This is a genomic window from Falsibacillus pallidus (genome assembly GCF_003350505.1).
GTDB lineage: Bacteria > Bacillota > Bacilli > Bacillales > DSM-25281 > Falsibacillus > Falsibacillus pallidus.
The window spans coordinates 1-16922 of sequence record NZ_QQAY01000026.1; the positions used below are offsets into that span (position 1 = coordinate 1).

Genomic DNA, 16922 nt, shown 5'->3' on the forward strand with positions numbered 1-16922 from the left:
TTCCCATACCGAACACGGAAGTTAAGCTCTTCAGCGCCAATGGTAGTTGGGGGTTTCCCCCTGCAAGAGTAGGACGTCGCCGGGCAATGAAGAAAAAGCAGCTGAGAGGCTGCTTTTTTTGTGTTTTCTGGAGGGGATATGAAGAAGAAGCGTGTAAGGTAGAGATTTTTAGCCGTGCGAGCGCTCAGTCAGGGAATCAAAGAACAAAACCATTCAATTTGCCAGGCTATCGCCTGGATATTCGGCAAAAGATCAAGAGAACAGGAGAAAATCATCTCCAAGGAGCCAAATTGGACTTTAAAATGCTTCAAATTTGTCTTTAACTGAGTAATAGATGGGTGAATTTATATTGAACCTGAACAAATGGAGTAATAATAGGGGGAAAACACCGGGAATTTCCCCACTGGCTAGCCTCTATGCGCCAAAAATACCTGCTTATGATTCAAATCACGTTGCCTATGCGCGAAAACACCTTGCTTATGCGCCGGCCAGAGAGGGCTATGCGTCAAAACCCCCTTCTAATGCGCGAGTGGCCATTTCGGCTCCAATATGGGTTGTCGCAAGAGCCGATTGAGCGCTCAGTCAAAGCTTCAAAGACCAAAACCTTTCAATTTGCCAGGCTGCCGCCTGGGATATTCGGCAAGATCAAAAGAATAAGAAAAATGAACCCTGAAATAGCGGATCTGAATTAATAAATGATTCAAATTGTCCTTTTATCGATAATAAAGAGGCAAAATCATCCTGAAAGGGAACAAATGAAGTGAAAAACGGGGGAAATCATCGGGAATTCGCCCGCGCTAATTGTTCTATGCGCGAGAAAGGCCTGTCTATGAACCATTCAGGCTCCCTTATGCGCGGAACCACCCTTCCTTTGCGCCGGCCAGTAAGGTTTATGCGCCTAAATCCCTTTCTTATGCGCCAGCCCTCATTTTTGCCCCCATGAACATCTCGATTGAGCGCTCAGTCGACGCCACCAAACCCAAAACCCAAAACCCTTAAATTTGCCATGCTATCCCCTGGGGTATTCGGCAAAATCAAAAAAAGGAATCAATCAATAATGTAAAAACCGCAGCCCAATAAGCTGCGGTCCTAGACCCCTCAATCATTTTCCATTCTAATTTCTCTATTATTTCTTCCGCCCAATATAAAGCAAATGAGAAGATACCCCTAAAGTGTATGGATTCCCAGCCTGCTCTATCAATAGCTGTATCAATTTATCGTATTCTCCTTTTTCTTTCCAATAATTTAGTTCATCCTGAGTAAGGATGGAGGCGATATTTGAGCCGATCAGCTCCAAGGTTTCGAATCCGTTCTCTTCCATAAACGGTTCAATTTCATCTATGTTGAAGTAGTAGGCTCCGGTAAATCTTCCTTCATCCTGATGGTTAAAGACACCCGTTTCGGCGAAATGATTGATGACATCCATTTCGTTGTTTGGGGGCCAAACATCCGGCCTCATTAAGGAGTTGAAAATATGTTTGATCCGCGGCATAAATGCTACGAACACCAGTCCATTTTTCTTGGTGACGCGATGGAGCTCGCTGATGGCAGCTTTCCGATCTGATTCTTCTTGAAGATGGTACATCGGGCCAAGCATTAGGGATGCATCAAATGTTTCTGATTTTAAAGGCTCGAGCCAACGGGCATCAAGGGAATGGAAGCCAGAGAAGTTGTTGAGAAGCTGAAACTCTTCAGCTTTTTGTTTAGCCTTGTCTACCAGGCTTGGGGTCAAGTCGGAAAGAGTCATCTGGTACCCGTCTTGCGCTAGTTTGATCGAGTATTTTCCTGGTCCGGCGCCGTTGTCTAATACTTCACCTGAGGTGGGAAGGTATTTTTTTATAAAATGCCAATTGACCTGAAATTCGATTGGTTCCCGATCCAAACGCCCCCATTCATCGAATTGGTTATAGTAGCTGATAATAGTATTCATCACATGGCTCCTCGCAATTGTTTTATCTACTATTCGACAAATTAGAAGATTATTCCTTTATGGTTAGCTATCGATGCCAAAATCCCAACCCCGCAAAACCAAAATACAATGTTTGAAAACCCTCATAATAGTAAAAACCAATAATAGACAATAATTTGGATGTGAACCATGTCGAATTTTGGTGTACAATGGTTCGTATTAGAGTGGCAAATGACAGCTTGTTCCATACAAGATGATTTGTTCAGCGTTGAAAGGAGGAAGAAGAGTGCTTGATAACAGCTTTGTCATGGTTGCGATTATTTTAATTATTAATATTGTTTATGTATCATTTTTTACGATCAGAATGATTCTGACGCTTAAGGGATACCGGTATATCGCTGCTTTTGTCAGTATGATCGAGGTGGTCATTTATGTGGTCGGCCTTGGCCTGGTCCTCGATAATTTAAATCAGATCCAGAATTTGATTGCCTATGCAGTGGGCTACGGAATCGGGGTCATCGTTGGAATGAAGATTGAAGAGAAGCTTGCTCTTGGCTATATTACTGTCAATGTCATTACGAAAGAGTATGATAAGGATTTGCCGAAGACATTGAGGGAAAAGGGATATGGCGTGACGAACTGGGCTGCGAATGGCCTGGAAGGGGAGCGGATGGCTCTGCAGATTTTGACGCCAAGACGTCATGAGCTGCAGTTATATCATACGATTAAGGATTTGGACCCGAAAGCATTTATTATTGCCTATGAACCGAAGACCATTTATGGCGGCTTCTGGGTGAAGGCGGTAAAGAGAGGGAAGCTGCAGACATGAGTAATTCGAAAAAAGTGTTTGAAGTTCAGGAAACGGAAACGATTGGGGACTGCTTGGACCGGATGAAAAAAGAAGGCTACATGCCAGTACGCCGGATGGAAAAGCCTGTGTTCAAAGAAGTAAAGGAAAATGGCCAGGTGAATTATGTTCCTGCAGGACAAAAGATTGTGTTTGAAGGGAAATTGTTGGTCTAAACACGAACATTCGGTTTGTTTGAAGTTTTATTGTTCGAATTTTGTTGACATCTTGAAAGCCCTTCGTTAATATAAGGGTATAGATAGCTTAATAGAACCTCATATAATCGCGGGGATATGGCCTGCAAGTTTCTACCCGGTTACCGTAAATGACTGGACTATGAGGGAGAGTTGACCTTTTGGATAATAATCAAGAGGGTATTCCCATGCGTCATTTAACCCTTTATTTATCCCCAGATTCTTCTTTCTCTCATAGTGGAGAAGTGTATCTGGGGTTTTTTATTTGTTAAAAAATGGAGGCGTTGAATATGAAACCACTTGTTGGAGTCATCATGGGAAGTGTTTCGGACTGGGAAACGATGAAGCATGCATGCGATGTACTGGAAGAACTCAATATTCCATTTGAGAAAAAAGTTGTTTCGGCCCATCGGACGCCAGATTTAATGTTTGAATATGCAGAGGAAGCTAGAAGCAGAGGATTGAAAGTCATCATTGCAGGTGCTGGCGGTGCAGCCCACTTGCCGGGGATGGTTGCAGCAAAGACCACGCTGCCTGTCATCGGGGTTCCGGTTCAATCAAAAGCATTGAACGGACTTGATTCTCTTCTGTCGATTGTCCAGATGCCCGGGGGAGTGCCGGTAGCCGCTACAGCCATTGGAAAAGCAGGGGCTGTCAATGCGGGGCTGCTTGCAGGACAGATCCTTTCCATCGAAGACGAAGGGATTGCAGACAGGCTGGAACAAAGAAGGCAGGAGACCAGACGACAAGTAATGGAAAGTGGTGATCAGCTTGGATAAACGTGTTATTATGCCAGGATCGACCATCGGAATTATCGGGGGAGGGCAATTAGGCAGAATGATGGCCCTTGCTGCTAAAGAAGCCGGATTTCGAATTGCTGTATTGGATCCTGCTGATGACTGCCCGGCTGCCCAATCTGCAGACCATCATTTAAAAGCGGACTACGATGATGAAATCGCGCTTCGGACGCTCGGCAGATGCTGCGATGTGGTTACATATGAATTTGAGAATATAGATTATGAAGCACTGAAGGACCTTTCAAAGAATGCTTATGTTCCCCAGGGGGCAGAACTCATCAAGATTACGCAGGACAGGATTTTGGAGAAAGCGGCGCTGGTTGAGTCCGGTGTAGAAGTGGCACCTTATGCGGTTGTTCGATCCCCTGAAGAACTTTTTGAAGCAGTCAGGAAAATCGGATTTCCTTCAGTGTTGAAGACTTCCCGCGGGGGTTATGATGGAAAAGGCCAGTATGTCTTAAAGGGCGTGGATGATATTAATGAGGCATCGGCGCTTTTGGACCACGGACCATGTGTACTTGAAAGCTGGGTGCCGTTTGAGAAGGAAGTGTCCGTGATCGCCGTCAGGAACCCGAGTGGGGAAACAGCCTTTTTCCCAATTGGGGAGAATATCCACAAACAAAATATCCTTCACCAGACGATCGTACCGGCGAGGGTGGACAGCTTGATTGAGCAGAAGGCAATATCCACCGCCACTAAGGTTGTGGAATATCTTGAACTTGTCGGGACGCTTGCCATTGAAATGTTCGTTACTCAGGAAGGAGAGGTGCTCGTCAATGAATTGGCGCCACGGCCGCACAATTCAGGGCACTATTCCATCGAAGCGTGCAGCATCTCACAGTTCGGACAGCATATAAGGGCGGTGTGCAACTGGCCGCTTTCAAACCCGAAGTTATTGAAACCATCTGTAATGGTCAACCTATTAGGAAAGCATCTCGATAAAGTAAATGAAGAATTTTTAAAGCAGCCGGAATGGTCCATCCACCTTTATGGGAAAGGGGAGCCGAAGCCTCTGCGCAAAATGGGGCATGTCACCATTTTGACGGAAAGCCTGGAGGAGTCGCTTGCACAACTTAACCAAAACCCGGTTTGGACAGAAGCTGCCGAATAGAACGGAGGAATCGCATTATGATCGAACGTTATACAAGACCTGAAATGGGTGCGATATGGACAGAAGAAAATAGATTCAACGCATGGCTCGAAGTAGAAATTTTAGCTTGCGAAGCTTGGGCAGAACTCGGTGATATCCCGAAGGAAGATGTGAAAAAGATCAGAGAAAATGCATCTTTTAACGTGGATCGAATCAAGGAAATCGAAGAAGAGACCCGCCACGATGTCGTAGCATTCACACGCGCCGTTTCTGAAACGCTTGGGGAAGAGCGCAAATGGGTCCACTACGGACTGACTTCCACTGATGTAGTGGATACAGCACTTTCCTACCTTGTGAAACAGGCGAACAACATTTTGCTGAATGACTTAGAGCGATTTGTAGAAATTTTAAAAAACAAAGCCATCGAACATAAGCATACGGTCATGATGGGCCGGACGCACGGTGTTCATGCAGAGCCGACGACATTCGGATTGAAGCTTGCCCTTTGGTACGAAGAGATGAAGCGGAACCTGGAGCGCTTCAAGCAGGCAGCGGAAGGCATCGAGTTCGGGAAAATCTCCGGTGCTGTCGGGACATACGCCAACATCAAACCATTTGTTGAGCAGTATGTATGTGAAAAGCTTGGACTTAAGCCTGCGCCGGTTTCCACACAGACGCTGCAGCGCGACCGCCATGCGCATTACATGAGTACACTCGCATTGATTGCGACGTCTATTGAAAAATTCGCAGTTGAAATCCGCGGACTGCAAAAAAGTGAAACACGTGAAGTGGAAGAGTTCTTCGCGAAAGGACAGAAAGGTTCATCTGCTATGCCGCATAAGCGAAACCCAATCGGGTCTGAGAATATGACTGGGCTTGCCCGCGTGATCAGAGGCTACATGATGACGGCTTATGAGAATGTTCCACTATGGCATGAAAGGGATATCTCTCATTCATCTGCTGAAAGAATCATCTTGCCTGACGCAACAATCGCACTGAATTATATGCTCAACCGCTTCGGCAATATCGTGAAGAATTTGACGGTATTCCCTGAAAATATGAAGCGCAATATGGACCGCACCCTTGGTTTGATCTACTCGCAGCGCGTCCTGCTTGCGTTGATCGATAAAGGGATGGCCCGCGAAGAAGCGTATGATACCGTCCAGCCGAAAGCGATGGAGGCTTGGGAACAGCAAGTTCCTTTCCGCCAGCTGATCGAGGCAGATGAAGTGATCACGTCGAAACTGTCGCCTGCTGAAATAGAGGACTGCTTCGACTATAACTATCATTTGAAGCATGTCGATACCATCTTCGACCGCATCGGACTGTAAGAAAGCAAAAAGGCAATAGCCAATTTCATAGGAGGTAAAGTGGACCGCTTTGCCTCTTTTTTCATCAATTTTATTCGCAATATTCCCAATTTTCCTGATATGGAGGGCGTTATTTATGGAAAAACGAGACCTGCTTTACGAAGGAAAGGCTAAGAAAATTTATGCAACCGATCAAGAAGAAACCGTATGGATCCAGTATAAGGATTCAGCAACAGCCTTCAATGGAGAAAAAAAGGCCGAAATCAATGGGAAAAGCGTTTTGAACAACGAGATTTCCAGTTTTATTTTTGCCAAACTGAAGGAAAAAGGGATCGACAGTCATTTCATTGAGAAGCTTTCCGATACGGAACAGCTCGTAAAGCGCGTTTCGATCATTCCATTGGAAGTAGTGGTCCGGAACGTACTTGCAGGAAGCCTTTCAAAGAGGCTTGGATTGCCGGAAGGGATTGTGTTTGAAAAGCCGATCGTCGAATTCTACTACAAGGATGACGCGCTTGGAGATCCATTGATCAACGAAGACCACATCCAAATTTTAAAAGCTGCGAGTTTAGAAGAAATCGAGTTTTTGAAAAAGACAGCTTTGGAGATTAATGTTTTTCTTCAAGAATTATTCTTGTCCTGCGGTGTGAAGCTGATCGATTTTAAATTGGAATTCGGAAAGGACCAAGATGGAGAAATCCTCCTGGCTGACGAAATTTCCCCTGATACGTGCAGGCTTTGGGATTTGGAAACGAATGAAAAGATGGATAAAGATGTGTTCCGCCGCGACTTGGGGAACTTGACAGATGCCTACCAAACTATTTTGAACCGATTGAGAGGAGAATCAGCCCATGTATAAAGTAAAAGTCTACGTAACATTAAGAGAGAGTGTATTAGATCCGCAGGGAAACGCAGTAAAGCAGTCGCTTCACAGCATGTCTTATAAAGAAGTAAGCGATGTCCGCATCGGTAAATACATGGAACTGACTATCGAGAAATCGGAAAAAGATGTGGAAGCACAGGTGAAGGAAATGTGCAGCCGCCTGTTGGCCAATACGGTCATCGAGGACTTCCGCTATGAGATAGAGGAGTGTGTGGCACAATGAAGTTCGCCGTGATCGTTTTCCCAGGATCGAATTGCGATATCGACATGTACCATGCGATAAAAGATGAGTTGGGTGAAGAGGTTGAATATGTCTGGCATGACGCAGACAGCCTCGAAGGCTTTGACGGGATCCTCCTTCCGGGGGGCTTCTCATACGGAGACTATCTTCGCTCCGGCGCCATTGCCCGATTCTCCAATGTGATGAAGGAAATCAAGAAAGCGGCAGAGGCAGGAAAGCCGATCTTAGGCGTCTGCAATGGGTTTCAGATCCTGCTTGAATCAGGGCTCCTTCCAGGTGCGATGCGTAGAAACGAAAGCCTTCAGTTCATTTGCCGCCCTGTTCAGCTGAAAGTGGAAGCACCTCATACGATGTTCACTTCTGCTTATGAAGTTGGGGAAACAATCACGATCCCGGTTGCACACGGGGAAGGAAACTACTATTGCGACGAACAGACGCTTGCAGAGTTGAAAGAAAACAACCGCATTGTTTTCACTTACGCAGGAAGCAACCCGAATGGAAGCATCGCTGATATCGCCGGAATCATGAATGAAAAAGGAAACGTATTGGGAATGATGCCCCACCCTGAAAGAGCAGTCGATTCAATGCTTGGGAGTTCAGACGGATTAAAATTATTTAAATCAATAGTCCATCACTGGAGGGAATCAAATGTCATTAATGCTTGAGCCAAGTCCAATTCAAATAAAGGAACAGAAAATCTATAAAGAAATGGGATTGTCTGAAGAAGAATTTTTAATGGTAGAAAAGATCCTGGGAAGGACGCCGAATTATACCGAAACAGGGTTATTTTCGGTCATGTGGTCTGAACACTGCAGCTATAAAAACTCTAAGCCGGTCCTGAAAAAGTTCCCTGTCACAGGGGATAAGGTGCTTCAAGGTCCCGGAGAAGGAGCGGGTATCGTTGACATCGGAGACAGCCAGGCAGTTGTTTTCAAAATTGAAAGCCATAACCATCCATCTGCCATCGAACCTTACCAAGGCGCGGCGACGGGTGTCGGAGGCATCATACGGGATGTATTCTCGATGGGGGCAAGACCTGTTGCACTCCTCAACTCTCTACGCTTTGGAGAATTGGATTCTGATCGCGTTAAGTATTTATTTAAAGAAGTCGTAGCAGGCATTGCCGGATATGGAAACTGCATCGGTATCCCGACTGTCGGAGGGGAGATTCAATTTGACCCGACATACGAGGGAAATCCATTGGTGAATGCTATGTGTGTTGGCATCATCGATCATCAAGACATTCAAAAAGGGCAGGCAAAAGGAATCGGAAATACAGTCATGTACATCGGGGCGAAAACAGGCCGCGACGGCATCCATGGAGCAACTTTCGCATCAGAGGAATTAAGCGAAAAATCCGAAGAGAAGCGCCCGGCTGTCCAAGTCGGAGATCCTTTTATGGAAAAGCTGTTATTGGAAGCCTGCTTGGAACTTGTTAAATGTGATGCCCTTGTCGGAATTCAGGATATGGGTGCAGCCGGGTTGACGAGTTCATCCGCTGAAATGGCAAGCAAAGCGGGATCTGGAATTGAAATGAATCTCGATTTAGTCCCGCAGCGAGAGACAGGGATGACCGCTTATGAAATGATGCTGTCAGAATCCCAGGAACGGATGCTTGTCGTCGTGGAAAAGGGCCGTGAAGATGAAATCCGCGAAATCGTGGCCAAATACGATCTAGAAGCAGTAGCGATCGGAAAAGTGACGGAAGATAAGATGCTCCGCCTCATTCACAAGGGAGAGATTGTGGCAGACGTTCCTGCAGATGCATTGGCAGAAGAGGCGCCGGTATATAATAAGCCATCGATCGTGCCGCAATATTACCGTGATTTTCAAAACATGGAGAACGAGGTTCCAAGTGTAGAAGATTACGAGGAAACACTGAAGGACCTATTGAAACAGCCAACGATTGCGAGCAAGGAATGGGTCTACGGGCAATATGACTACCAGGTCCGTACAAGTACCGTGGTCGCTCCGGGGTCGGATGCAGCGGTAGTAAGGATCCGCGGGACGCGCAAAGCATTGGCGATGACGACAGACTGCAACTCAAGATATCTCTATTTGGATCCTGAAATGGGAGGAAAGATTGCTGTCGCAGAAGCTGCAAGGAACATTGTCTGCTCCGGTGGTGAGCCGTTGGCGATCACAGATTGCTTGAACTTCGGAAACCCGGAGAAGCCGGAAATTTTCTGGCAGCTTGAAAAAGCAGTCGACGGAATGAGCGATGCCTGCCGTCTTCTGCAAACACCAGTCATCAGTGGAAACGTCTCTTTATATAACGAGACGAATGGAACAGCGGTCTACCCGACGCCGGTTGTCGGCATGGTAGGGCTTGTAGAGGATTTAGACCATATCACTACGCAGCATTTCAAAAATGCAGGCGATGCGATTTATGTCATTGGCCAAACCGGTGATGATTTCGGTGGAAGTGAACTTCAGAAAATGGTGAAGGGCAAAATTTATGGAAAAGCACCGGCGATTGACTTGAAAGTTGAGCAAACAAGGCAGAATCAATTGTTGGAAGCCATCCGTTCAGGAGTCATCCAGTCTGCGCATGATGTAGCGGAAGGCGGCGTGGCGGTGGCCGTCTCGGAATCACTTTTTGGCACAAGCGGATTGGGCGCCGATGTGCAGCTTTCCGGAATGGCTGTGTCTGCTCTATTCAGTGAAACGCAGTCACGTTTCATCGTTTCTGTGAAACAGGAGAATAAATCCCGCTTTGAAGAAATCGTCCAGGATGCCATTCAAATCGGAGCAGTGACGGATACAGAAAAATTGGTCATCCAATCAGCACAAGGGGAATCCCTGGTGGATTGTGAAGTAGGAGAATTAGAGAATGCTTGGAGAGGAGCGATCTCATGCTTGCTGAACTAAAAGGATTAAACGAAGAGTGCGGGATATTCGGCGTTTGGGGACATGAAAAGGCAGCACAGCTGACCTATTACGGTTTGCACAGCCTTCAGCACCGCGGACAGGAAGGGACAGGGATTGTCGTCTCTGACGGCCATGCGCTGCAAGGGCTGAAAGGGGAAGGCCTTGTCACGGAAGTATTCAAGCAGGATAAACTCGATGAATTAAATGGGCATGCGGCCATCGGCCATGTGCGCTATGCGACAGCAGGCGGCGGCGGATATGAAAACGTGCAGCCCCTTCTTTTCAACTCCCAGGAAGGCGGCCTCGCGCTTGCCCACAACGGAAACCTGGTCAATGCGAATGCATTGAAACACCAGCTCGAAAGACAGGGAAGCATTTTTCAGACCAGCTCTGATACAGAGGTCCTCGCGCATTTAATCAAGCGAAGCGGCTATATTTCAATGAAAGAGCGGGTCAAGAATGCCCTTTCCATGCTGAAGGGAGCCTATGCCTTTTTAGTGATGACAGAGACGGAATTGATGATTGCACTTGATCCGAATGGGCTCAGGCCGCTATCTATCGGCATGATTGGGGATGCTTATTGTGTGGCATCGGAAACGTGCGCATTTGACGTAGTGGGCGCTGAATTCATCCGTGATGTTCAGCCAGGCGAGCTGATCACCTTGAGTGATGAAGGGATTCAATCGGAGCCATTCACGTTTTCAACTCAAAAAGCAATCTGTACGATGGAATACATTTATTTCTCCCGTCCGGACAGCAATATCCACGGAATCAACATCCATACAGCACGCAAAAATCTCGGGAAGAGGCTTGCGATGGAAACACAGATTGAAGCGGATGTTGTGACGGGCGTTCCGGATTCGAGCATCTCTGCAGCGATCGGATACGCGGAAGCATCAGGGATTCCGTATGAACTTGGACTGATCAAGAATCGATACGTAGGAAGAACGTTCATTCAGCCGTCTCAAGCGCTGAGGGAGCAAGGCGTGAAAATGAAGCTTTCCCCGGTAAGGGGCGTCGTTGAAGGGAAGCGGGTCATCATGGTCGATGATTCCATCGTAAGGGGAACGACAAGCAGGCGGATCGTATCCATGCTGAAGGCTGCTGGTGCGAAGGAAGTTCATGTCTGCATCAGTTCACCGCCGATCAAGAATCCTTGCTACTACGGAATCGATACGTCCACCCATGAAGAATTGATTGCGTCTGCCCACAGCGTCGAACAGATAAGGGACATCATCGGGGCTGATTCATTGACATTCCTTAGTGTGGAGGGAACGATCGCAGGCATCGGACGGAAAGAAGAAGGCGAAACATGCGGCCAGTGCATGGCATGCTTTACGGGGAAATATCCGACTGAAATCTACCCTGACACATTATTGCCGCACGAAAAAGAACTTGTTCGATAAGGGAGGAACCGACTATGGCAAATGCATACCGTCAAGCGGGCGTAGATATTGATGCTGGCTACGAGACAGTGGAGAGAATCAAAAAGCATGTGGCAAGAACGAACAGACTGGGAGTCATGGGGGCCATCGGGGGATTCGGCGGAATGTTCGACCTATCTGCCCTCGGACTTAAGGAGCCTGTGCTCATCTCTGGGACAGATGGAGTGGGCACGAAGCTGAAGCTCGCTTTCATGGCTGATAAGCATGATACGATCGGGATCGATTGTGTGGCTATGTGCGTGAATGACATTGTGGCACAAGGAGCAGAACCGCTTTACTTCCTGGATTACATCGCTTGCGGAAAAGCTGTACCCGAAAAATTGGAGGCTGTCGTTAAAGGCATTGCAGACGGATGCGAGCAGGCAGGCTGTGCGCTGATCGGCGGAGAAACAGCGGAAATGCCTGGGATGTATGCAGAGGACGAATATGACCTCGCTGGTTTTACCGTCGGGGCTTGTGAAAAGAGCCAAATCGTCACAGGTGAGGCCATTCAATCCGGCGACATACTGATCGGACTTGCATCAAGCGGAATTCACAGCAACGGCTATTCACTTGTCAGGAAGATCTTCTTTGAACAAAACAGCTTCAGTTTTGATCAAAAAGTATCCGGTCTTGAAAAGAGCCTGGCGCAAGAACTGCTTGAGCCGACCAAAATCTATGTGAAGCCGGTGTTGTCTGTGTTGAAGCAATACCCGGTTCATGGAATGGCGCATATCACAGGCGGGGGCTTTATCGAAAACATCCCTCGCATGCTGCCGGAAGGCCTTGGTGCAGAAATCAAGTTAGATTCATGGCCGATTCTTCCTGTATTTAACGCACTTGAGCAGGACGGAAATTTGGATCGGGAAGAAATGTTCAACATTTTTAACATGGGCATTGGATTTATTATGGCTGTTCCAAGAGAGAATGCAGGGGAAATCTTGGATTGTCTTAGTGATCAAGGCGAAGATGCGTATGAAATCGGGCGTGTGGTCGACGGGACAGGAGTTAATTTTCGATAATTCGGCTAAACCGGATGGGGATCTGGGGTAGTTTATAGATTACGGTCAACTTAAGGGGTATTTCAGTCAAATTATATAGATTATCGGTCAAATAAAAACGAATCTCACTAAACAGGAGGCTCAGCAGCATGAAGTTGGCAATCTTCGCTTCTGGCAATGGAAGCAACTTTCAATCGATCGTGGATGCGGTTGAAAAGGGAACTTTGCAGGCAACGGTCGATTTGCTGGTCTGCGATAAGCCGGGCGCATTTGTCATGGAAAGGGCTGCCGCAGCAGGGGTCCCGGTCTTTTCATTTTCCGCAAAGGATTATTCAGGCAAAGAAGAATACGAGCAGGAAATACTTGAGAAGCTGAAGAGCTGTGGAGTTGAATTTATCGCTTTGGCAGGGTACATGAGGCTGATTGGGAACGTCCTGTTATCTGCTTATGAAAAGCGGATCGTCAATATCCATCCATCCTTGCTTCCGGCATTTCCAGGAAAGGATGCCATCGGACAGGCTGTTGAGGCTGGAGTCAAAGTGACAGGTGCTACTATCCATTATGTTGATGCGGGGATGGACACGGGTCCGATTATTGCTCAGCAAGCGGTTGAAATCAACGACGGGGAGACGGAGAAGGACATTGCTGCGAAGATTCACGAAGTAGAGCATCAATTATATCCAAAGACGCTGCAGCAAATTTTTGAAGGATCCGGCAAAATGTTTTATCATGGTAGTACTGTAATGTGATAAAAGATATTAATGGATATTGAAGGAGTGGAAATAGATGAAGAGAGCATTAATCAGTGTTTCAGATAAAAGCGGCATCATTGAATTTGCGGAAAGCCTAGTGAAATTGGGGTATGAAATTCTCTCGACAGGCGGAACGAAAAGAGTGTTCGAAGAAAATGGCATACCTGTTACGGGTGTAGAAGAGGTCACAGGTTTTCCTGAAATTCTCGATGGCCGAGTCAAGACGCTTCATCCATCCATTCATGGAGGACTTCTTGCCAAGCTTTCTAATCCGGCGCATAAAGAACAGATTGAAAGCCAGAACATCAAGCCGATCGATCTTGTCTGCGTTAATTTATATCCATTCCAGCAAACGATCGCCAATCCGAATGTAGCATTTGAAGATGCCATTGAAAATATTGATATCGGCGGTCCTTCCATGCTGCGCTCTGCTGCGAAAAATTTTGAAACAGTTACGGTGATTGTGGATGCCGTAGATTATGATGCAGTGCTTGCAGAGCTGAATGTGAATGGGGAAACTACCTTGAAGACCCGCCAGAAGCTGTCTGCAAAGGTATTCCGCCACACGGCAGCCTATGATTCTTTCATTGCTGAATATTTGACGGAGCAGGCTGGGGAAGAACTTCCGGAGCAAGTGACGTTTACGTATGAATTGAAGCAGCCCCTGCGCTACGGAGAAAATCCTCATCAAAAAGCAGCTTTCTATGAAAAGCGCCTGGGCTCAAACTTTTCCATCGCCAAAGCACGCCAGCTTCACGGAAAAGAATTATCCTATAATAACATTCACGATGCTGATGCTGCCCTGCAGATTGTCAAAGAGTTCAATGAACCTGCTGCTGTAGCGGTCAAACATATGAATCCATGCGGAGTTGGAACAGGGGCGACTGTTGAGGATGCCTTCAGTAAGGCCTTTGCCGCAGATCCCGTCTCCATTTTCGGTGGAATTGTCGCATTCAATCGTGCAGTGGATGGAGCGACAGCAACTCGTCTTCATGAAATCTTCCTTGAAATTGTCATTGCTCCTGCTTTCTCTGATGAGGCGTTGGACATTTTGACAGCGAAGAAAAATATCCGTCTGTTGACTGTACCGTTCGATCATCAAGGAGGAGTCGAAAAAATGCTCACTTCCGTTGAAGGCGGCTTGCTTGTTCAAGACCTTGATTCCTTCAGCCTGGCTGATGCGGATGTGAAGGTTGCAACAGATCGTACGCCGACTGCTGGAGAAATGGAAGCATTGGAGCTTGCATGGAAAGTCGTGAAGCATGTGAAATCCAACGCAATTGTCGTAGCTGATAAAGATATGACGCTAGGAGTGGGAGCTGGCCAGATGAACCGTGTGGGTGCTGCTAAAATCGCCCTTGAACAAGCTGGTGAAAAAGCGAAAGGTGCTGTGCTGGCGTCTGACGCATTCTTCCCGATGGATGATACGGTGGAAGCAGCGGCAAAAGCAGGGATTACAGCCATCATTCAGCCGGGTGGATCCATCCGTGATGAAGATTCCATTAAAAAAGCAAACGAATACGGCATAGCCATGATTATGACCGGAATCAGACACTTTAAACATTAAAAGTGGAGGTGCACGCAGGATGAATGTGTTGGTGATTGGACGAGGCGGCAGGGAGCATGCCATCTGCCAAAAGCTAAGTGAAAGCCCCCGCCTGACGAAGCTTTACTGTGCCCCGGGCAACTCCGGGATCGGTGAAGCAGCGGAACTGGTGGATATCAATGAAATGAATCAGAATTCGCTCCTTCAGTTTGCCAAGGAAAAGAACATCGGCTTGACGATTGTGGGGCCGGAAAACCCGTTGATGGCAGGGATTGTGGATGCATTTGAAGCAGAAGGACTCTCGATTTTCGGGCCAAGAAAAGCGGCAGCTGTTATCGAAGGGAGCAAATCCTTCGCTAAAGACCTGATGAAAAAATATCAAATCCCGACAGCAGCATACGGCACTTTTGAAAACTACGAAGAAGCAAAGTCCTTTCTACAGCAAATGGGTGCTCCAATCGTTTTAAAAGCGGACGGGCTCGCTGCGGGAAAAGGCGTCGTTGTAGCGCAGACAATGGAAGAAGCGTTGGCAGCATTGAAAGATATGATGATTGATGAACGGTATGGAGATGCATCGGCAAAAGTGGTGATAGAAGAGTTTCTTGACGGAGAGGAATTCTCTTATATGGCTTTTGTGAACGGGGAAAAAGTCTATCCGATGGCCATTGCGCAGGACCATAAGCGGGCATTCGATGATGACCAGGGCCCTAATACCGGCGGAATGGGTGCATATTCCCCAGTTCCACACATCCCAAAAGCCGCCGTTGAAAATGCGTTGCAGGAAATCCTAAAACCGGCTGCAAGAGCAATGGTGCAGGAAGGGAAAAGCTTTTGCGGAATTTTATATGCAGGCTTGATTCGGACAGCAGACGGCCCGAAGGTCATTGAGTTTAACGCCCGTTTTGGAGACCCCGAAACACAGGTTGTGCTCCCGAGGCTTGATTCTGATTTAATCGAGGTAATCCTGGCAGTCCTTAAAGGTGCGGATTTTGATCTGCAATGGAGCAATGAGGCAGCAGTTGGTGTTGTTTTTGCTTCACAAGGATATCCGGGGGATTACAGTAAAAACAAAGAACTCCCTGATTTAAACGAAATCAGCAAGGAGTGTATGGTATATCATGCCGGGACAAAGCAGCGGGAAGGAAAGCTTGTTTCGGATGGAGGACGTGTTCTCCTCGTTGCTTCAAAGGGACAGACAATCGATCAAGCCGTCCATCAAGTATATGGAGAAATGAAGAAACTCCACTCTCCACATTTCTTCTATAGAACGGATATCGGGAAGAAGGCTATCGAGCGCGCCGTCCTCTAGCCCTTTTCACATACACGTACGAAATAGCGACAATACCGCCGATCAGTGCAATCAATACAAATGACATATCAGTAAAATATTCCATAAACATTTAGGATCATTCCTCTACAATAAATTTTTATAAAAAAGTATGGCGGCCATCCATTACAGGGGCCGCCATTTGCCTTCAATATCAATGGTTTGGCTGCCCGCCATTTCCATTTTTAGAAACAGATTCATCCACTTTTTTCTCGAAAGATTTGACGACCGCTTCTACTTCAGGACTGAATTCATCCTGGGACTCGCCTTGCTGATTTGAGCGGGAAACTTTTGGAGCGTCCTCTCCCAGTTCATTTTGGAACGATTTCATGACTGCATCCAATCCAGGACCCATGGAAGAACCTGCGCCTCCTCCTGCATGTGAACTTTCATGCTTCTGGTTTTGCTGCTGGCCGTCATGCCCCTGAGAACGGTAGCCGGCATCCTTGCCTTCGCCTTTTCCCATAAATGATCCCATGCTGCCATTTTCAAACATTGCAGTGATAGGGCAGTAGCGCAAGATTCCTTCGCCCACTTTCATGGCTCCAAGCATAGCTAGCAGCAAGTAGGAATTTTTCCAAGGACGGCGGGTAAGCTTAGCCGTTGAAAAAGCTACAACAGTCAACCCGATTGTGATTCTGATTAATGCATTGGCAATACCGATATTTTGTTTTAAATTCATTGAAAGCACTCCTTCACAGAATTTTTAAAAATTTTATTTCGACTCTTT

The 16922-nt window shown here is 46.9% G+C and carries 16 protein-coding genes, 1 rRNA gene, 1 pseudogene and 1 riboswitch; of the genes and pseudogenes, 15 read left to right on the top strand and 3 right to left on the bottom strand.

Going from position 1 to position 16922, the window contains the following annotated elements:
• Positions 1-85, top strand: a 5S ribosomal RNA gene (rrf, locus tag DFR59_RS19305); the annotation flags it as partial.
• Between the two features lie 1041 nt (positions 86-1126).
• Here the strand turns inward: rrf and DFR59_RS19320 are convergent.
• Complete coding sequence (locus DFR59_RS19320; protein ID WP_114747305.1) at positions 1127-1930, bottom strand: class I SAM-dependent methyltransferase; 804 nt, start codon at positions 1928-1930, stop codon at positions 1127-1129.
• A 265-nt stretch (positions 1931-2195) separates the two neighbouring features.
• Here DFR59_RS19320 and DFR59_RS19325 point away from each other — a divergent pair, with 265 nt between their 5' ends.
• The 14 genes from DFR59_RS19325 (at position 2196) to purD (ending at position 16174) form a co-directional block, all read left to right on the top strand.
• Positions 2196-2738 carry a DUF2179 domain-containing protein gene (locus DFR59_RS19325; protein ID WP_114747306.1) on the top strand — a complete coding sequence of 181 codons (543 nt, stop codon included), beginning with the start codon at positions 2196-2198 and terminating at the stop codon, positions 2736-2738.
• Entirely contained in the window at positions 2735-2932 is a 198-nt protein-coding gene (locus tag DFR59_RS19330; RefSeq protein ID WP_114747307.1) for an NETI motif-containing protein, read from the top strand. The genes DFR59_RS19325 and DFR59_RS19330 overlap by 4 nt, the downstream gene beginning before the upstream one ends.
• Positions 2933-3011: 79 nt before the next feature.
• Positions 3012-3113, top strand: a riboswitch (purine riboswitch).
• 127 nt (positions 3114-3240) lie between these two features.
• Positions 3241-3729 carry a 5-(carboxyamino)imidazole ribonucleotide mutase gene (purE, locus tag DFR59_RS19335; protein WP_114747308.1) on the top strand — a complete coding sequence of 163 codons (489 nt, stop codon included), beginning with the start codon at positions 3241-3243 and terminating at the stop codon, positions 3727-3729.
• Positions 3722-4858, top strand: coding sequence for a 5-(carboxyamino)imidazole ribonucleotide synthase (gene purK / locus DFR59_RS19340; RefSeq protein ID WP_114747309.1), 1137 nt, complete (start codon positions 3722-3724; stop codon positions 4856-4858). Before purE ends, purK begins: the two co-directional genes overlap by 8 nt.
• Before the next feature lie 17 nt (positions 4859-4875).
• Positions 4876-6168 (top strand): adenylosuccinate lyase, encoded by a 1293-nt coding sequence (purB, locus tag DFR59_RS19345; RefSeq protein WP_114747310.1) that lies wholly within the window; start codon positions 4876-4878, stop codon positions 6166-6168.
• A 115-nt stretch (positions 6169-6283) separates the two neighbouring features.
• Positions 6284-7006: a phosphoribosylaminoimidazolesuccinocarboxamide synthase gene (gene purC, locus DFR59_RS19350; protein ID WP_114747311.1), complete on the top strand. Its 723-nt coding sequence runs from the start codon at positions 6284-6286 to the stop codon at positions 7004-7006.
• Entirely contained in the window at positions 6999-7253 is a 255-nt protein-coding gene (gene purS / locus DFR59_RS19355; protein ID WP_114747312.1) for a phosphoribosylformylglycinamidine synthase subunit PurS, read from the top strand. Before purC ends, purS begins: the two co-directional genes overlap by 8 nt.
• Positions 7250-7936: a phosphoribosylformylglycinamidine synthase subunit PurQ gene (gene purQ / locus DFR59_RS19360; RefSeq protein ID WP_114747313.1), complete on the top strand. Its 687-nt coding sequence runs from the start codon at positions 7250-7252 to the stop codon at positions 7934-7936. Before purS ends, purQ begins: the two co-directional genes overlap by 4 nt.
• On the top strand, positions 7920-10142 hold the full coding sequence (gene purL, locus DFR59_RS19365) for a phosphoribosylformylglycinamidine synthase subunit PurL (protein WP_114747314.1): 2223 nt from the start codon (positions 7920-7922) through the stop codon (positions 10140-10142). The genes purQ and purL overlap by 17 nt, the downstream gene beginning before the upstream one ends.
• Positions 10127-11548, top strand: a complete 1422-nt coding sequence (purF, locus tag DFR59_RS19370; protein ID WP_114747315.1) for an amidophosphoribosyltransferase — start codon at positions 10127-10129, stop codon at positions 11546-11548. Before purL ends, purF begins: the two co-directional genes overlap by 16 nt.
• Before the next feature lie 14 nt (positions 11549-11562).
• Entirely contained in the window at positions 11563-12588 is a 1026-nt protein-coding gene (gene purM / locus DFR59_RS19375) for a phosphoribosylformylglycinamidine cyclo-ligase (RefSeq protein ID WP_114747316.1), read from the top strand.
• A gap of 128 nt (positions 12589-12716) precedes the next feature.
• Positions 12717-13316, top strand: a complete 600-nt coding sequence (purN, locus tag DFR59_RS19380) for a phosphoribosylglycinamide formyltransferase (RefSeq protein WP_114747317.1) — start codon at positions 12717-12719, stop codon at positions 13314-13316.
• Positions 13317-13353: 37 nt separating this feature from the next.
• Positions 13354-14886 carry a bifunctional phosphoribosylaminoimidazolecarboxamide formyltransferase/IMP cyclohydrolase gene (gene purH, locus DFR59_RS19385; RefSeq protein WP_114747318.1) on the top strand — a complete coding sequence of 511 codons (1533 nt, stop codon included), beginning with the start codon at positions 13354-13356 and terminating at the stop codon, positions 14884-14886.
• Between the two features lie 19 nt (positions 14887-14905).
• Entirely contained in the window at positions 14906-16174 is a 1269-nt protein-coding gene (gene purD / locus DFR59_RS19390; RefSeq protein ID WP_114747319.1) for a phosphoribosylamine--glycine ligase, read from the top strand.
• On the opposite strand, the gene DFR59_RS20560 is transcribed toward purD, so the two are convergent.
• A complete protein-coding gene (locus tag DFR59_RS20560) occupies positions 16152-16265 on the bottom strand; it encodes an EYxxD motif small membrane protein (protein ID WP_342768325.1) in 114 nt (37 codons plus the stop codon). The two genes, purD and DFR59_RS20560, sit on opposite strands and share 23 nt — an antisense overlap.
• Before the next feature lie 411 nt (positions 16266-16676).
• Positions 16677-16874 (bottom strand): annotated as a pseudogene (locus DFR59_RS20450) (YgaP family membrane protein); the annotation flags it as partial.
• Positions 16875-16922 lie beyond the last annotated feature (48 nt).